This is a genomic window from Enterobacter sp. K16B, from assembly GCF_020216105.1.
Classification (GTDB): Bacteria; Pseudomonadota; Gammaproteobacteria; order Enterobacterales; family Enterobacteriaceae; genus Enterobacter; species Enterobacter sichuanensis.
In genome coordinates this window covers 1-16,785 of the sequence record NZ_JAIWJZ010000109.1, presented here as the reverse complement: position 1 = coordinate 16,785, position 16,785 = coordinate 1, and the positions used below count along the sequence as shown (strand labels likewise).

The window sequence follows — 16,785 nt, the reverse complement described above, 5'->3', positions numbered from 1 at the left end:
GCCGATGGTAGTGTGGGGTCTCCCCATGTGAGAGTAGGGAACTGCCAGACATCAAACAAGTGAAAAGGCCATCCGAAAGGATGGCCTTTTTGCGTTATGATTGCCGTGAAAACCGTAGGCCCGGCAGGCAATGCGCCTCCGGGCAAGAAAGCAGATTAATGAATCACCTGCGACAGGAAGGCTCGCGTGCGTTCTGACTTAGGATGGGCAAAGAACTCATCCGGTGGCGCCTGCTCAACAATCTCCCCGCGATCCATAAAGATCACCCGGTCGGCCACGGTTCTCGCGAATCCCATTTCATGTGTCACACACAGCATGGTCATGCCGGATTGTGCCAGCCCAATCATGGTATCCAGCACCTCTTTCACCATCTCAGGATCCAGGGCTGACGTCGGTTCATCAAACAGCATAATTTTCGGCTTCATACAAAGCGAGCGGGCGATAGCCACGCGCTGCTGTTGGCCACCCGATATCTGACCAGGAAATTTATTGGCATGCTCTGCAATACGTACGCGTTCGAGGTAGTGCATTGCCAGCGCCTCCGCTTCCTTTTTCGGCATCTTTCGTACCCAAATTGGCGCAAGCGTACAGTTCTGCAGAACGGTCAGGTGTGGAAAAAGATTAAAGTGCTGAAATACCATTCCCACTTCCTGACGCACGCGTTCAATGTTGCGGATATCTTCATTCAGCTCGATACCATCAACCACAATGCGTCCTTGCTGATGTTCTTCAAGATGGTTAATACAGCGAATGGTTGTGGATTTCCCGGAGCCGGAAGGGCCGCAAAGAACGATGCGTTCCCCCTGCTTTACCTTGAGATTAATGTCTTTCAGGACATGGAACTGTCCGTACCATTTATTCACATTTTCCAGCGTAATCATCGCGTCGGCGGGTGTCATAGTTATTTGGCTCATAATTTCCTCAGTGCGGTGTACGCCCGGTGTTAAAGCGCTTTTCCAGATGCTGGCTGTAGCGCGACATGCTAAAACAAAAGATCCAGTAGATAAGGGCTGCAAAGACATATCCTTCTGTGGACATGCCCAGCCAGACAGGGTCCACGGTGGCCTGTTGCACGCTGCTAAAGAGATCGAACAACCCGATGATGATCACCAGGCTGGTATCTTTGAAGAGGGCAATGATTGTGTTGACCAGTCCCGGGATAACCAGCTTGAGAGCTTGTGGAAGAATGACCAGTCCCTGCGTTTTCCAGTAACCGAGCGCCAGTGATTCCGCCGCTTCGTACTGGCCTTTAGGTAACGCCTGCAGCCCACCTCGTACAACTTCAGCAACATAGGCTGACTGGAAGAGAATCACCCCGACCAGCGCACGGATCAGTTTGTCTATCGTGGTGCCTTCAGCCATAAACAGCGGCAGCATGACCGAAGACATAAACAGAACGGTGATAAGCGGCACGCCGCGCCAGAACTCAATGAAGATAACGGAGAGCACGCGTACGATCGGCATTTTTGAACGCCGTCCCAGGGCAAGTAAAATCCCCCACGGCAGTGCGCCGGCTATCCCCACCGAAGCGATAATCAGCGTCAGCGTCAGTCCGCCCCACTGGCGTGTTTCTACGCGTTCCAGCCCCAGGAAACCGCCATACAGCAGTATCCAGACAATGATGGGATAAACCACTGCCCAGCCGGTAATGTAGCGTCCACGATGAGGCAGCTTTTTCCAGAACATGACCGCGACAGAGAGCAGGCCGATGACCAGCGCCAGATTTATCCGCCAGCGCTGTTCATGTGGATACAATCCATACATGAACTGACCGAAACGCTCATGAATAAACACCCAGCAAGCGCCAGCTTTGGTGCAGTCTGCCCGGGTGGAACCGACCCAGTTAGCCTGTAAAAACGCCCAGTTCAGCAGAGGCGGGATCAATTCCCACATCAGCCACAGGCAGACGATCGTCAGCAGGCTATTACTCCAGCTGGAGAACAGATTCTTACGCGCCCACAGAATGAAGCGTCCACCTGTCGAGTTGGCAGGGCGCGAGGCGTGCGATAGTATCGCTTTTGTCATCATAGATCCTTAGCGCTCGACCAGTGCTATACGACGGTTATAAAGGTTCATCAGCAATGAAATCACCAGGCTGATGATCAGATAGACAGACATGGTGATCGCGATGGTTTCAATGGCTTGTCCGGTCTGGTTAAGCACGGTTCCGGCGAAGAGTGACACCATATCGGGGTAGCCTATGGCTGCGGCCAGCGACGAGTTTTTGACAATGTTCAGATACTGGCTGGTCAGGGGAGGAATAATGACCCGTAAAGCCTGCGGAATGATGACCTGGCGAAGCGTCACGGTATGGGGCAAACCCAGAGAGCGTGCCGCCTCGTGCTGTCCGTGAGGTACGGCCTGGATCCCTGCACGGATAATCTCAGCGATAAACGCGGACGTATAAATCGACAGCGCCAGCGTCAGTGCGGCCAGCTCAGGAATTAATACCATCCCGCCCTGAAAGTTAAAGCCACGCAGATGCGGAATATCCCAGTGCAGCGCTGCTCCGAACAGCCAGTGTGCCAGCAGCGGCAGGCAAACAATCAGGACAGCCGCCGTGGGCCAGGTTCTGCGAAGCTGCCCGGTTTTGATCTGATGCTTGCGATTAAAACGGAATACTCCAGCAGAGAGAGCAAGCGCTATCACAATCGCTCCGATAAAAGCGTACAGTCCATCACCTGGCAGAGGAGAAGGAATGGACAACCCTCGGTTACTGAGGAAAAACATCTCAAACGCGTCGACGGCCTGACGGGGACCCGGAAGGTTACGCAGCACGGCGAAATACCAGAAGAAGATCTGCAGCAGTGGTGGGATATTACGGAACGTCTCGATATAAACAGTCGACAGTTTCCGCAGGAGCCAGTTTTCAGAGAGACGCGCCAGGCCGATAAAGAACCCCAGTATCGACGCGAAGACGATACACAGCGCCGAGACCAACAGCGTATTCAATAAACCGACGACGAACACGCGTCCGTAGGTGTCTCCTTCCTGGTAATCAATAAGGTGCTGAACAATGCCAAACCCCGCGCTGCGATCCAAAAACGCAAAACCGGAGGTAATGCCGCGGTTATTCAGGTTGGTGATCGTGTTATGGATGAGATACACGGCGATGAGAACAACCGCAACGATAGCAATAATCTGGAATAGCCAGGCGCGGACCGCGGGATGAGAAAAGGATAGCGATCCTTTTACGGCTGAGCGGCGATGGGACATAAAGAAACCTCAATAACCATGACTCTGGAGTGGGCACCGCCTGAGCAGTGCCCGTTACAGCTATGACTTAACGTACTGGTGGCGCGTACTGAATACCGCCGTTATTCCAGAGATTGTTCTGGCCGCGTTTGATCTTCAGCGGGCTATCCGATCCCACGTTGCGCTCAAAGATCTCAGAGTAGTTGCCCACCTGTTTGATGATGTTGTAAGCCCACTTGTTATCCAGCTTCAGATCTTTACCGAAATCACCCTCTTTACCGAGCAGGTGCGCCATATCCGGGTTGGATGGATTCGCGGCTTTCTCATCCACGTTTTTCGAGTTGATGCCCATCTCTTCAGCGTTCAGCATGGCAAACAATGTCCAGCGAACAATGGAGAACCAGTCTTCATCGCCACGACGTACCACGGGTCCGAGAGGTTCTTTTGAGATCACTTCAGGCAGGACAATCCACTCAGCCGGGTTGCTCAGCTTAATACGTAAGGCATACAGCTGTGACTGGTCAGAAGCCAGGGTGTCACAACGACCGGACTCCAGCGCTTTAGCCGATTCATCCGAGCGGTCAAATGTCACAGGGGTGTACTTCATGTTATTGGCTTTGAAATAGTCTGCGACGTTCAGCTCGGTATCAGTACCAGCCTGGATACAGACGGTGGCACCATCCAGTTCTTTCGCGCTTTTCAGGCCCGCTTTGTTGTGGGTCAGGAAGCCGATGCCGTCATAATAGGTCACGCCGGTAAATGACATTCCCATACCCGCGTCGCGGGAGGAGGTCCAGGTGGTATTACGGGAGAGCATGTCAACCTCGCCGGACTGCAGCGCCGTAAAGCGCTCTTTCGCCGTCAGCGGGGTATATTTTACTTTGCTGTCATCACCAAAAACGGCAGCCGCGACGCCACGGCAGACATCCACATCAATACCGGTAAATTTGCCGTTCGCATCGGCATAGGAGAAGCCAGGCAAACCGTCACTGATACCACATTGAACAAAACCTTTCTTTTTAACGGCATCCAGTGTCGTTCCCGCATGGGCTTGACCGGCTACGGCAAACAACATGCCTGCAGCGGCCAGGCTGGCTATCATCGTCTTTTTCATAATGCATCCTGTGTGGCGAATTTATCGTTATAGAGGCGTTTTAAAAACGCTTTACCTGTCTGTGGCGTTGGCCAACGTTTATAAAGCAAACGTAATGCCAGTTTTGCGTTCGACAAAATAAGTGAGAAGTGAACGCTTAATGCTGAGTGTAGACAGGCTTAAATAAAACGAGCGCCCCGAAACGGTGCGAAATTACAACCTGTGCCACAAATCGGAGCAAAAGTTTTAACGAGAGTCAGAGGAAATGAAGAGATAGTTTCCAGAGTGAATATTGGCAGGGTATTCAATAGGAATAATGTGTGAAAATCATCACGATAGAATATGAAATTTAAATGAGTATACGGAAAAGTTGTGACTGGCTTCTGGCTGAAATTAATTATGTGAATAAATACGGGGCTATTTTTTTACTTATTTGAAAACACTGCACTCTTTAAAAGCAAAAGCGCGGCCGGAGCCGCGCTTCTGAACAGATGTTATTTGGTCAGGGCAACGATACCCAACGTCAAACCCGCCACAGCGGCTGCACCACCGGCGATAGCACCCGCTGTTTCCCAGTTATCCTGGGTAGTGCCTTTCATACAGGTATTGGTATGAACCAGTCGGCCCTGGTCATCGTAAACCGGTACACATGGAGAGTCGTGCGCGCAACCAGCAAGCAACGCAGCGAGGAGTGCAACGGAAATGAATCTTTTCATGATGTTACCTCAGTATTATTTCTCGTCCGCTATAAAGCCAGGAGGGCAATTAACGAACTGGAGGTTATTTTACCACCGGGGTAAGACCGTGTTACACGAGGAATAATCTCAATTTATGTCGTTTGTAAAAATCGTGGAGAAAAATCGGTTTCAGGAAGAATTAATGGAGAAATTATGAAGCTGCAAAAGGCTGTTTTTACTTAATGCAAACTGCCCTGGTTTTAACGCTGCTATTCTGTAAAGCCTAATTCGTTGTTTATGTTAAAAATAAAAAGGCACCAAAGGTGCCTTTCAGGAAAACATTACTCTTTATGGCGGGTGAATCGTCGGCGGACAACCACAAAGAAAACGGGCACGAAGAAAATGGCCAGAAGCGTTGCGGAAAGCATCCCTCCCATCACGCCCGTACCCACCGCGTTTTGTGCGCCGCTCCCGGCCCCGGTGCTGATCACCAGCGGCATGACGCCGAGAATAAAGGCCAGGGAGGTCATCAGGATGGGGCGAAGGCGCATCCTTGACGCTTCCAGTGTGGCTTCAATAATACCTTTACCTTCTTTCTCCATCAGGTCTTTGGCAAACTCGACGATCAGGATGGCGTTTTTCGCCGATAAACCAATCGTCGTCAGCAGGCCGACCTGGAAATAGACGTCATTGTTTAACCCGCGCAGCGACGCTGCAAGCAGCGCTCCAATGACACCCAGCGGCACCACCAGCATGACTGAGAACGGAATGGACCAGCTTTCATACAGGGCCGCCAGACACAGGAACACCACAATCAGTGAAATGGCGTACAGCGCCGGCGCCTGGTTACCCGAAAGCCGCTCCTGATAAGACATTCCCGTCCAGTCATAGCCGATGCCAGAAGGCAGTTTTGCCGCCAGGCTTTCCATCATCACCATCGCCTCACCGGTACTTTTCCCCGGGGCTGATTCACCGAGGATCTCCATTGATGGCATCCCGTTGTAGCGCTCCAGACGAGGTGAACCATAGACCCAGTGCGCGTTGCTAAAGGCTGAGAACGGGACCATTTCCCCATTCGCGCTGCGCACGTACAGGTTGTTAATATCGCCCGGCAGCATACGGAATTTTGCGTCGGCCTGAACGTAGACCTTTTTCACGCGTCCGTGATCGATAAAGTCATTCACATAGGTGCCACCTAACGCCGTCGAGATCGTCTGGTTAACGTCAGAAATACTGACACCCAGCGCCTGCGCTTTCTCCTGATCGACATCCAGCTTGAACTGAGGTGTATCTTCAAGACCGTTAGGACGCACGCGAACCAGCAGGTCAGGGTGCTCTTTCACCATGCCGAGCAGTTGGTTACGCGCCTGCGTCAGTTGGGTATGCCCCAGGTTAGCCTGGTCAATCAGCTCAAAGTCGAAGCCCGTGGCGGTGCCCAGCTCAATAATTGCAGGCAGGTTAAACGGGAACACGAGACCATCCTTAATCTGACTGAAGGCTTTGGTCGCGCGACCCACAATGGCTTCGACGCCATTTTCCGCCCCCGGGCGCTCCTCCCAGGGCTTCAGGCTGATGAAGGCAATGCCGGAGTTCTGACCCTGGCCGCTAAAGCTAAAGCCGTTAACGGTAAAAACGGATTCCACATTCGCCTTCTCTTTGTTCAGATAGTAATCCTGAACCTGGTCGAGGACCTGCTGAGTGCGCGTCTGGGTTGCCCCCGCCGGGAGCTGAACCATCGTCATAAACACCCCCTGATCCTCTTCGGGCAGGAAGGAGGTCGGTAAACGAAGGAAGAGCACCGCCATTCCGCCGACAATAATGACATACACCACCAGATAGCGGCCGGTCCTACGCAAAATACCGCTCACGCTGTTGCTGTAGTGCTCCACACTTTTATCAAAGCGCGCATTAAACCAGCCGAAGAACCCCCCTTTCTGCGCATGGTGGTCGCCGGAGACGGGCTTGAGCAACGTGGCACAGAGTGCGGGCGTCAGGATCAGCGCAACCAGTACGGAGAGCGCCATGGCGGAAACGATCGTCAGTGAGAACTGGCGATAGATTGCCCCCGTTGAACCGCCAAAAAAAGCCATTGGAATAAAGACCGCCGAGAGCACCATGGCGATCCCCACCAGCGCCCCCTGGATTTGCCCCATCGATTTCTGCGTGGCCTCTTTCGGCGGCAGCTTGTCTTCTACCATGACGCGTTCAACGTTCTCGACGACAACGATGGCGTCATCCACCAACAGACCTATCGCCAGCACCATGCCGAACATGGTCAGGGTATTGATGGAGAAACCGAACGCCGCCAGAACCGCGAAGGTCCCCAGCAGAACGACCGGAACCGCGATAGTCGGGATGAGCGTCGCCCGCAGGTTTTGCAGGAACAGGTACATGACCAGGAAGACGAGAATAATCGCTTCAAACAGGGTCTTCACCACTTCGTGAATGGAGATTTTCACAAAAGGTGTGGTGTCATAGGGGTAGACAACCTTCAGCCCCTGCGGGAAGAACTGCTGCAGTTGCGCCAGTTTGCTCTTGATGGCTGCCGCCGTGTCCAGCGCATTTGCTCCGGTCGCCAGCTTAATCCCCAGGCCGGTTGCCGCCTGCCCGTTGATTTTGGTCACCATGTTGTAGTTTTCGCCGCCCAGCTCAATGCGAGCCACATCTTTCAGATGCACCATTGAGCCATCCTGATTCACTTTGAGCGTGACCCGGCCAAACTCTTCCGGCGATTTCAGGCGGGTTTGCGCGATGATCGAGGCGTTCAGCTGCTGCCCGGGAATGGACGGTGTTCCACCCAACTGGCCTGCCGCTATCTGGTCATTCTGCGTTTTCAGCTGGTTGATAATATCCAGCGGCGTCAGCTGATATTTGTTCATCGCATTGCTGTCGAGCCAGATGCGCATCGCATACTGGGCACCAAACAGCTGGACGTCGCCGACGCCAGACGTTCGGCTGATGGCATCTTTGACGTTTGAGGCGACATAGTCGGAGATGTCATCCTGCGTGAGATGTTTGTTATCTGAAACAAAACCTGCGACCAGCAGGAAGCTGCTGCTGGACTTCTCAACGCCAATCCCTTGCTGCTGTACCTCTTGCGGCAGCAGCGGCATGGCGAGCTGCAGTTTGTTCTGAACCTGCACCTGGGCGATGTCCGGATCGGTCCCTGACTCGAAGGTGAGGGTGATCGTGACGTTACCTGCCGAGTCGCTGGTGGAAGACATATACATCAGGTTATCGATACCGTTCATGTTCTGTTCGATAACCTGGGTCACGGTATCCTGCACCGTTTGGGCATCAGCACCCGGGTAGGTTGCGGATATCGCCACCGCAGGAGGCGCAATGGTCGGATACTGGGCGACGGGAAGTTTGAGAATGGCCAGCCCGCCGGCAATCATTAAAATGATGGCAAGTACCCAGGCGAAAACCGGCCGCTGAATAAAGAAATTAGCCATGTTGTCGTCCCTTAACTGGCTGGAGCGGTGGTGGTATCAGGCGTGGCGACCACGGTTGCCCCCGGTCTGACTTTCTGTAACCCGCTGACAATAACGCGGTCACCGTTTTTCAGCCCTTCTGTTACCAGCCAGCGATCGCCAATTGCCTGTGGGGCGACGACGGTACGTGCCTCAACCTGGTTTTTATCATTCACCACCATAACGGTTGCATCGCCTCGTGGCGTACGCGTCACACCCTGCTGTGGAACCAGGATCGCATCCGGCTGTGTGCCTTCATCAATGCGGGCACGAACGAACATGCCGGGTAACAGCAGATGTTGCGGATTCGGGAAAATGGCGCGCAGGGTTATCGAGCCAGTACTCTCATCGACCGTGACGTCAGAGAACTGCAAAGTGCCTTTCAGTGGGTAGGGCTGCCCATTCTCCATCAGCAGCTCAACGGTACTGGCGGACTCGCCTTTTTGCAGACTCGTCTGTTTCAGACGCATAAACTCATTACTGGACTGGGTGACATCGACATAAATCGGATCAAGCTGCTGGACCGTTGCCAGGGCTGTGGCTTGTCCGTTGGTGACGAGAGCCCCTTCGGTTACGCTGGATTTACCGATGCGGCCATCGACAGGAGACGTAACTTTGGTGTACGCAAGGTTAATACGCGCGCTTTCAACACCGGCTTTGGCAGCAACGACGCTGGCGTCTGCCTGCTGAGCCGTTGCTACAGCCTGGTCATACTCCTGCTTGCTGACATACTGTGTGCCCACCAGTGGGAGATAACGTTTCACGGTCAGGTGCGCAATATTGGCTGCCGCCTGGGCCTTCGCCAGCTCGCCTCTCGCGCTGTCATAGGCTGCCTGATAAGTCGCGGGATCAATCTGATAAAGTGACTCACCCGCTTTAACATCACTCCCTTCCGTGAAGTTGCGACGCAGGATGATGCCGCTAACCTGAGGACGAACCTCCGCAACCCGAAAAGCGTCGGTTCTGCCCGGGAGTTCAGTGGTAACAGCCAGAGGAGCGCTTTTCACGATATGCACGCTGACCTGAGGTGCCTGCGGGGGTTGTTGTTGTTTTTCCTGACCATCGCATCCAGTGAGCAGTACCGCGCAGACAATGAAACCGGATAAGGGTAAGCGTCTGAAATGATTCGTCATTACTGTTCCTTTAAATACCCATTAACCGATATATGTCATGAACCGGTAGTTGGGGCAGAGGGATAAAAAATAAAATGTAGCTGCGTATAATAATGAGGGTATTTAATGTTTTTTAATTTATAAGTGCGAATGAGCTGGCCTGAAGACAAAATCAGAATCGGGCCTGAGGTTTACGGTAATATACGTCTGGCATAATCATCAGATAAACAGCGTTTAAGGTTATTCATTCAGGTCATGAATTTAATTTGCTTAATGTATTTGTATTAATGATAAATTATGTGCGTTGACTTTTTTTGTGCAAAATGAAAACGGAATTTGGTGAATACTTTCATTTTTATGAACGCAGCAATATCTATAAACCTTGTGTATAACGAGTAGTCGTCTATGGCGCGTAAAAAGAAAGAAGAGGCTCAACAGACCCGACAGCAGCTGATTGAGGCGGCTATCGGACAGTTTGCAACACGTGGCGTAGCCAATACGACGCTGACGGACATCGCGGATGCCGCCAGGGTGACGCGCGGCGCGATTTACTGGCACTTCACCAGTAAATCTGAAATTTTTAATGCCATCTGGGAACAGCAATTACCGCTTCGCGACATTATTCGCGACCGGCTTTCCCTTTCCGAAAGTGACGATCCGTTGTTAATGCTTCGTGAGCAGTTTATTACAGCATTGCAGTATATTGCCCATGAGCCCCGGCAATGTGCACTTTTACAAATTCTGTATCATAAGTGTGAATTTAGCAGCGATATGATTTCAGAAAGTGAAATCAGAAAGCGTATTGGGTTCAATGATGACGCGTTACGTGTCACGCTGGAGGGCTGTATTTCGCGGGGGATTATTTCATCCAGGATGAATGTGGACCTCACCTTGATCGTATTTCACGGTTTTTTTAGCGGAATCATTAAAAACTGGTTAATGAATAACGACAGTTTTAATCTCTACCAGCAGGCGCCCGCCCTCGTCGATAGCATTCTGGCGACACTCCCGATCGTTCGCGTATCGCCTCATGATGATTACAGCTCCGCGCCAGGTAACATTTCTCCCCGGGCACAAAGTGCCTCTACGGTCTGCGCGCTGACAGGTTTACCTAACAGATAACCCTGAAGGGTGTTACAGCCAAGCTCGGTCAAAAAGTTTTGCTGTGCTTCGGTTTCCACCCCTTCCGCCACGACTTTCAGGTTAAGTGTTTTTGCGAGGGCCACAATCGCCGAAACAATGGTGGCATCCTCGCTCTCACCGCTTAACTCTTTCACAAACGCCCTGTCGATCTTGAGTTCGCAGGCTGGCAAGCGCTTGAGATAGAGCAGGCTTGAATATCCGGTGCCAAAATCATCAATAGAGGCCTTCACACCTGCATCCGTCAGCTCTGTCAGCACCCGGACACTTTCATCCGGGTTGCTCATTGCCGTGGTCTCCGTCACTTCCATGATCAACATTTCCGGCGGCACATGATGACGCGCCAGGCAGTCGAGAACTGTTTTAACCAGTGAAGGTTGTTCAAACTGCAACGTTGACAGATTGACCGCCATTGACCAGCTTTGATGCCCCTGAAGATGCCATTCCCGCAGCTGGCGGCAGGCTTCATTAATGACCCAGTTGCCAATGGGGATGATCAGCCCCGTTTTTTCCGCCAGCGGCAGGAAGAGGTCCGGAGTCAGTAATCCCTGCTTTGGATGTTGCCAGCGTAATAACGCCTCAAAGCCGAGAACCGGCCCTGCGGGAGCGTGAAATTTTGGCTGATACAGCAGGCGTAGCTCATCACGATCGATCGCCATCCACAGATCGTTCATTAGCTGAAGATGGGTCTGCGCCAGGGTATTCATGGAGGGCTGGAAAAAGTGGTAACCGTTCCGGCCCATATGCTTCGTGTGATACATCGCGGCATCGGCATTAAACATTAGCTCGCGCTCGGTTTTGCCGTCGTGAGGATAAAGTGCGATGCCAATACTGAGGGTCACCACCAGTTCATAGGGGTCGAGATTGAACGGGGTATCGATGGCATGCACCAGCGAATTTGCCAGCGAGGCCGCATCGTCGGGACCTTCACCCTCTGCCAGTAGAACAAACTCATCACCGCCGATACGTGCAAGGGTGAACTGGCCTTTCAGGAGAAGCAGCAGACGCTGCGTGACGGCGACCAGCAGCCTGTCGCCGACATCATGGCCGTAGGCATCATTGACGGCTTTAAAACCGTCGAGATCCATGAACATCAGCGCAAAACGGGTGCCTTCACGATCGGCTTTGCTGATGGCCTGATCGAGTCTGTCTTCCAGAAGAATACGGTTGGGCAGCCGCGTCAGGGTATCATGCAGGGCCAGTTGTGCGAGTTCCCGGTTCGCTTCTGCAAGCGATGAGGCCAGAAGGGCGGTGCGTGCCTGGAGACGGGCATCCAGCATCGACACCAGCAGGGTGATCCCAAGAATAGAGAGCGCGACGACGCTGACCAGCACCGCCAGCCAGCTCCCGTTTATACCGTTATGATGAACCATGGTGGACATCGGGAACTGCGCGGCTTTCATCCCGGCGTAGTGCATACCGGCAATGGCAATCCCCATGGTGATGGCGGCACCCATGCGCATCAGCACGACCTGCGCGGCTTCGTGGCGCAGGCGGAAGGTTAGCCAGAGTGCCGCGAGTGAAGCGGCAAGGGCAATCACAACCGAAATGGCGACCCAGAACGTGTCCCAGATAATCCCGGGCATCACTTCCAGCGCTGCCATGCCGGTGTAATGCATGGCAACAATACCGCCACCCATCACCAGCGCGCCTGGCAGCAGACGACGCAAGCGCAATTGTTCGCTGCTGACAAGCCACAGCGCAAACAGTGACGATCCCACGGCGATAACCATGGATAACACCGTCAGGGTGGCGTTGTAGCTCATGCTCATGGAGAGGTCCATCGCCAGCATGCCAATAAAATGCATGGCCCACACGCCAATGCCCATTGCAATGCCCCCGCCCGCCAGCCAGACGCGTGCGGCGACGCCCTGACTCCCGGCGACACGTGCAGCCATATTCAGGGCGGTATACGCCGCAAGGATGGCAACAACAAAGGAGAGGACAACAAGGATTGAGTTGTATTGGCTAACCAGCATGGTCGGTTCTACTCGAGTGTGAAGTTACGCCAGAGCGGTTGAGAAGGGCGAGACATTATCACCGTAAGGTAACGGCTCAAAGGGATTTAAATCCCCGTTTTTACTGGGTAATAGCAGGTTGGTTTGCGCAATCGCGCGGTCAGTCGAGTTCTGAGCAGTTCACTAACTTGAGCGGATTCACGGAGTTCATATTGCGACACTTATCGGTTTCGGTGCTCATCAGCTCAATCCACTGCATCAGCAGTGTATCGAAAATGAAAACGGAGATTGCAAAGACAACCAGCCACCAGTATTTACGAATCATTGTGTCATTCCGCGAGAAGAGCGCCAGTAGGGTGGGTGAAATATACACGAAAAACCGAGCTTTAAAAGCGGGATAAACGAAGGTTTACACAGCGTTGACGGAGAAGAGAAAGTAATAAAAAAGGCGCATCCCCATGCCAGGTAGCGCCTTTTTAAACAAGCATTTGCTAACCGAAATTAGTTCATGCCGTATTTTTTCAGTTTCTTACGCAGAGTACCACGGTTGATACCCATCATCAGCGCAGCGCGGGTTTGGTTACCGCGGGTGTATTGCATCACCATGTCCAACAGTGGCTGTTCAACTTCAGCCAGTACCAGCTCATACAGGTCATTAACATCCTGACCATTCAGTTGAGCAAAATAGTTCTTCAGTGCCTGTTTAACCGAGTCACGCAGGGGCTTTTGAGTTACCTGGTCCTGAGAGTTAACGGTAGAAACGGTCAGTACGTCAGAATTTACGCGTTGTTCGAACATAGTTCTGTCAGCTCTTTATTTCATTACGCAAGATTTTCGAAGTATGCCTCCAACGCCTCCAGCTGTACGCTGGCATCCTCTATGGCGTTGAATGTGCGCCGAAACTGGTCATCTGGAGCATGCTCCTGGAGATACCAGGAGACGTGTTTACGCGCAATTCGGTACCCTTTTGCCTGACCATAAAAGTCATGCAATTCCCGAACATGCGAACAAAGCAAGCGCTTAACCTCTGCCAGTGGCAGGGGGGCAAGCAGCTCCCCAGTGTCCAGATAATGCTGGATTTCCCGGAAGATCCAGGGTCTTCCCTGAGCGGCACGTCCTATCATCAGAGCATCAGCTCCCGTATAGTCGAGCACAGCTCTGGCTTTAAGCGGGTCAGTTATGTCGCCATTCGCGATAATCGGAATGGAAACTTTCTGCTTAACTGCCCGAATGCTGTCGTATTCAGCTTCACCGTTGAACAAACAGGCGCGAGTGCGTCCATGAATGGTCAGGGCCTGAATGCCACAGTCTTCGGCCAGTTGGGCAATTTCTACACAGTTACGGTGTTCCGGCGACCAACCCGTGCGAATCTTCAACGTAACAGGAACGTCCACTGCGCTGACAACCGCCGTCAGGATAGATTTCACCTGATCGGGGTATTGCAGAAGGGCTGAACCTGCAAGCTTGCGATTCACCTTTTTGGCCGGGCACCCCATATTGATATCAATAATCTGGGCACCACTTTCCACGTTAATCCGCGCGGCATCTGCCATCTCTTCAGGCACGCTTCCGGCAATTTGCACGGTGCGGATACCTGGTTCATCAATGTGCACCATCCGAAGGCGGGATTTATCGCTTTCCCAGACCTGCGGGTTAGACGACATCATCTCGGATACGGTTAAACCGGCTCCCATCTCATAACACAGCGTCCTGAACGGCCGGTCTGTTATACCTGCCATTGGGGCTGCGATCAGGCGATTTCTAAGCTGGTGGTGTCCGATGCGCATGAGTTAAGAAATGACCATACTGTGACTGCAAGGCGGCGTATATTACGCATTTTTTGCACGAGATGAAAGGCCAAACTTTGAACAATCCACTGTTATAGATCATGGAATCGCCGCTCTGTCTTTCCGTTCAAAATTATTCACTATTTAAATCATTACGTTAGGCGGGGATGGTTATTTTATGGACGCTTACAATTTACCGTAACTTCTCGTCATTTCTGAATAAAAGCGTCACTGAAGCGGGATATTCTGCTGTTTTTAGCAGCAGTTTTTCCCGCTTCTTTGCGATCTGCGTCGCATTTTAGAAGATGATCGTATTGCGAGAAATGCCTGTTATTCGACCACTACACGTCCATGCAGAGACTGTACCGGACGGTTATTATCATGATGCATGGTATGGGTAAACTTATCGAGCTGTTCTGCGGAGACTGTCATCGGGTGCTTAAGCACAATCCAGGTGACACCTTCTGAACACGGAGGGGTGGTCAGTGAACCACTAAAGCGGAAGTATGTTTTATCTTCCGGCAGCAGCGTATTCAGGTTGAGATCTCCTTTGATGGAGACGTTCTGCTCGGCCAACTGAGGCATCACGCTCCACAGCTTTTCAAGCTCCGGGTTTGCGGCGCCTTTATCGAACATCACCGCAACCACCGTCAGCTCCCCTGCGGCATTTTTATGAACCAGGTGCATTTCCATTGCATATTTCTTGCCGTGAACGGTGTTTTCGCTCGGAGAGTGGAAATGGAACTGTTGTAACGTCCAGGTTTGCTTATCCAGCGTGATCGTATCGCGGGTGTCAGCCGGTTCACTTGCCTGAATGGTGTGGCCATTGTTCGTCAGCGTCACGGGGCCATCAATGTAGTGCGTTTGGAGCGGGGAGAGATGGGCGTCCAGGGTCGAATCAATATTAATCGGCGACTGGTTCATTCCTTTCTGACAGGTCTTGTATGCCTCGTCCAGTTCGCCCCAGTGTTCCGGTGATTCCTTCCCTTCGTAGCCCCAGTGTGATGCGAATGCTGAAGCCGTAACCATGCTCAGCGCCAGCAGCGCTGCCTTGCCTGTAATGTGTTTCATCATATTCTTCCGGTGAATTTTTGTAATACAAATCAACATGATTTGTGTGGTTATTTTACCGGAGAATGAGTAGAGGAATGAAGCCGATTGGCAGGGAAAGCGGCGTGGTCAGATGACCACGCCAAAACCTTATTTTTTACGGCCGGTGATACGGCACCACTCTTCTTTTTCCACCACCGGGTCGAGAGTGAAGAGGTCGGCATAGGCTTCGCATACGCTGTCAGCCTGGCTTGCCAGAATGCCGGAGAGCCCCAGCAGACCGCCCTCAACGGGCAGCACGCTGATTAACGGCGCCAGCTCGCGCAGTGGACCCGCCAGAATGTTTGCGACTACCACATCGGCTTTCATGGCGTCTGGTTGCGCGTCCGGGAGATACAGCTCCAGACGATCGGAGACGCCGTTGCGCTCAGCATTATCGCGGCTGGCCTGAATCGCCTGTGGATCGATATCGATCCCGATGGCTTTTGCCGCGCCCAGTTTCAGTGCGGCAATGGCGAGGATCCCGGATCCGCACCCGAAGTCGATCACTGTCTTACCGTCAAGATCCAGGCCATCCAGCCACTGCAGGCACAGGGACGTGGTTGGATGGGTGCCTGTACCAAACGCCAGGCCCGGATCGAGCATCACGTTAACGGCGTTTTCATCAGGGACTTCACGCCAGCTCGGACAGATCCACAGACGTTTGCCGAACTGCATAGGGTGGAAGTTATCCATCCACTCGCGTTCCCAGTCTTTGTCTTCCAGCTGTTCGATTTTGTGAGCAAAACCCGCGCCCAGCAGCGGATGGTTTTCCAGAATGGCGACCACTTCTTTCATGTCAGTTTCGGCATCAAACAGGCCAATAACGTCGGTGTCGCCCCACAGGCGGGTTTCGCCCGGCAGTGGCTCAAAGACCGGCGTGTCATGCGTGTCCTGGAAGGTGATAGAGACCGAACCGGCCTCCATCAGCGCATCGCTCAGTTCCTCGGCGTTAGCGCCGGTTGTGTTCAGTTTTAGTTGGATCCACGGCATGGCAAAACTCTTTATTTATCAGTAGAAATCACAGGTTGTGGGACGGGCTGACCGAAACGGTTGCCCACCACAAACGCCAGTAAACTTAGCAGTAACGAAGGCACAATCGGATGGAAGCCCAGGTACTGAATTTTAAACGTTGCGAGAATGGCATACAGCACACCGCCGACAATCATGCCGCTCAAAGCGCCCGCAGCATTCGCCCGTTCCCAGTAGAGCCCTAACACCAGCGGCCAGAGGAAAACGGCTTCGAGGCCGCCAAACGCCA

The 16,785-nt window shown here is 52.7% G+C and carries 15 protein-coding genes; 1 reads left to right on the top strand and 14 read right to left on the bottom strand.

The features are described 5' to 3' along the window. Positions 1-155: 155 nt before the first annotated feature. The 7 genes from LDK53_RS18635 to LDK53_RS18605 all read right to left on the bottom strand — a co-directional run bounded on the left by LDK53_RS18635 (position 156) and on the right by LDK53_RS18605 (position 9,571). The gene (locus LDK53_RS18635; protein WP_014171880.1) at positions 156-914 is read right to left on the bottom strand and encodes an amino acid ABC transporter ATP-binding protein; all 759 of its coding nucleotides are present in this window, start codon (positions 912-914) and stop codon (positions 156-158) included. A 7-nt stretch (positions 915-921) separates the two neighbouring features. Then, positions 922-2,025: an amino acid ABC transporter permease gene (locus LDK53_RS18630; protein ID WP_025760269.1), complete on the bottom strand. Its 1,104-nt coding sequence runs from the start codon at positions 2,023-2,025 to the stop codon at positions 922-924. Between the two features lie 9 nt (positions 2,026-2,034). Further along, positions 2,035-3,216 (bottom strand): amino acid ABC transporter permease, encoded by a 1,182-nt coding sequence (locus LDK53_RS18625; RefSeq protein WP_225287796.1) that lies wholly within the window; start codon positions 3,214-3,216, stop codon positions 2,035-2,037. A gap of 67 nt (positions 3,217-3,283) precedes the next feature. Next, a complete protein-coding gene (locus tag LDK53_RS18620) occupies positions 3,284-4,309 on the bottom strand; it encodes an amino acid ABC transporter substrate-binding protein (protein WP_025760267.1) in 1,026 nt (341 codons plus the stop codon). A gap of 473 nt (positions 4,310-4,782) precedes the next feature. Next, a complete protein-coding gene (locus LDK53_RS18615; RefSeq protein ID WP_008502867.1) occupies positions 4,783-5,004 on the bottom strand; it encodes a lipoprotein in 222 nt (73 codons plus the stop codon). 302 nt (positions 5,005-5,306) lie between these two features. Next, positions 5,307-8,420 (bottom strand): efflux RND transporter permease subunit, encoded by a 3,114-nt coding sequence (locus tag LDK53_RS18610; RefSeq protein ID WP_095441895.1) that lies wholly within the window; start codon positions 8,418-8,420, stop codon positions 5,307-5,309. Between the two features lie 11 nt (positions 8,421-8,431). Beyond that, positions 8,432-9,571 carry an efflux RND transporter periplasmic adaptor subunit gene (locus LDK53_RS18605; protein WP_225287795.1) on the bottom strand — a complete coding sequence of 380 codons (1,140 nt, stop codon included), beginning with the start codon at positions 9,569-9,571 and terminating at the stop codon, positions 8,432-8,434. 384 nt (positions 9,572-9,955) lie between these two features. Between LDK53_RS18605 and envR the strand changes: the two genes are divergently transcribed. Further along, positions 9,956-10,672 carry an acrEF/envCD operon transcriptional regulator gene (gene envR, locus LDK53_RS18600; RefSeq protein ID WP_225287794.1) on the top strand — a complete coding sequence of 239 codons (717 nt, stop codon included), beginning with the start codon at positions 9,956-9,958 and terminating at the stop codon, positions 10,670-10,672. Here envR and LDK53_RS18595 read toward each other — a convergent pair. The 7 genes from LDK53_RS18595 to LDK53_RS18565 all read right to left on the bottom strand — a co-directional run. Next, entirely contained in the window at positions 10,588-12,669 is a 2,082-nt protein-coding gene (locus LDK53_RS18595) for a putative bifunctional diguanylate cyclase/phosphodiesterase (protein WP_225287793.1), read from the bottom strand. The two genes, envR and LDK53_RS18595, sit on opposite strands and share 85 nt — an antisense overlap. 139 nt (positions 12,670-12,808) lie before the next feature. Further along, positions 12,809-12,973 (bottom strand): DUF2556 family protein, encoded by a 165-nt coding sequence (locus LDK53_RS18590; protein WP_025756647.1) that lies wholly within the window; start codon positions 12,971-12,973, stop codon positions 12,809-12,811. A gap of 176 nt (positions 12,974-13,149) precedes the next feature. Beyond that, positions 13,150-13,446, bottom strand: coding sequence for a DNA-binding transcriptional regulator Fis (fis, locus tag LDK53_RS18585; protein WP_000462905.1), 297 nt, complete (start codon positions 13,444-13,446; stop codon positions 13,150-13,152). A gap of 23 nt (positions 13,447-13,469) precedes the next feature. Continuing rightward, positions 13,470-14,435 (bottom strand): tRNA dihydrouridine synthase DusB, encoded by a 966-nt coding sequence (gene dusB / locus LDK53_RS18580; protein WP_025756648.1) that lies wholly within the window; start codon positions 14,433-14,435, stop codon positions 13,470-13,472. A 330-nt stretch (positions 14,436-14,765) separates the two neighbouring features. Further along, on the bottom strand, positions 14,766-15,506 hold the full coding sequence (locus LDK53_RS18575; RefSeq protein WP_025756649.1) for a carbonic anhydrase: 741 nt from the start codon (positions 15,504-15,506) through the stop codon (positions 14,766-14,768). Between the two features lie 129 nt (positions 15,507-15,635). Next, positions 15,636-16,517, bottom strand: coding sequence for a 50S ribosomal protein L11 methyltransferase (gene prmA / locus LDK53_RS18570; RefSeq protein ID WP_025756650.1), 882 nt, complete (start codon positions 16,515-16,517; stop codon positions 15,636-15,638). An 11-nt stretch (positions 16,518-16,528) separates the two neighbouring features. Continuing rightward, on the bottom strand, positions 16,529-16,785 hold a 257-nt coding region (locus tag LDK53_RS18565; protein WP_412174837.1), incomplete at its 5' end, for a sodium:solute symporter family transporter.

Bases quoted from the DNA above. Each gene is read 5' to 3' on its own strand.
- LDK53_RS18590 (WP_025756647.1), bottom strand. From the start codon at position 12,973: ATGATTCGTAAATACTGGTGGCTGGTTGTCTTTGCAATCTCCGTTTTC.
- LDK53_RS18615 (WP_008502867.1), bottom strand. From the start codon at position 5,004: ATGAAAAGATTCATTTCCGTTGCACTCCTCGCTGCGTTGCTTGCTGGT.
- LDK53_RS18595 (WP_225287793.1), bottom strand. From the start codon at position 12,669: ATGCTGGTTAGCCAATACAACTCAATCCTTGTTGTCCTCTCCTTTGTT.
- LDK53_RS18625 (WP_225287796.1), bottom strand. From the start codon at position 3,216: ATGTCCCATCGCCGCTCAGCCGTAAAAGGATCGCTATCCTTTTCTCAT.
- envR (WP_225287794.1), top strand. From the start codon at position 9,956: ATGGCGCGTAAAAAGAAAGAAGAGGCTCAACAGACCCGACAGCAGCTG.
- fis (WP_000462905.1), bottom strand. From the start codon at position 13,446: ATGTTCGAACAACGCGTAAATTCTGACGTACTGACCGTTTCTACCGTT.
- prmA (WP_025756650.1), bottom strand. From the start codon at position 16,517: ATGCCGTGGATCCAACTAAAACTGAACACAACCGGCGCTAACGCCGAG.
- LDK53_RS18605 (WP_225287795.1), bottom strand. From the start codon at position 9,571: ATGACGAATCATTTCAGACGCTTACCCTTATCCGGTTTCATTGTCTGC.
- LDK53_RS18610 (WP_095441895.1), bottom strand. From the start codon at position 8,420: ATGGCTAATTTCTTTATTCAGCGGCCGGTTTTCGCCTGGGTACTTGCC.
- LDK53_RS18620 (WP_025760267.1), bottom strand. From the start codon at position 4,309: ATGAAAAAGACGATGATAGCCAGCCTGGCCGCTGCAGGCATGTTGTTT.
- dusB (WP_025756648.1), bottom strand. From the start codon at position 14,435: ATGCGCATCGGACACCACCAGCTTAGAAATCGCCTGATCGCAGCCCCA.
- LDK53_RS18575 (WP_025756649.1), bottom strand. From the start codon at position 15,506: ATGAAACACATTACAGGCAAGGCAGCGCTGCTGGCGCTGAGCATGGTT.
- LDK53_RS18630 (WP_025760269.1), bottom strand. From the start codon at position 2,025: ATGACAAAAGCGATACTATCGCACGCCTCGCGCCCTGCCAACTCGACA.
- LDK53_RS18635 (WP_014171880.1), bottom strand. From the start codon at position 914: ATGAGCCAAATAACTATGACACCCGCCGACGCGATGATTACGCTGGAA.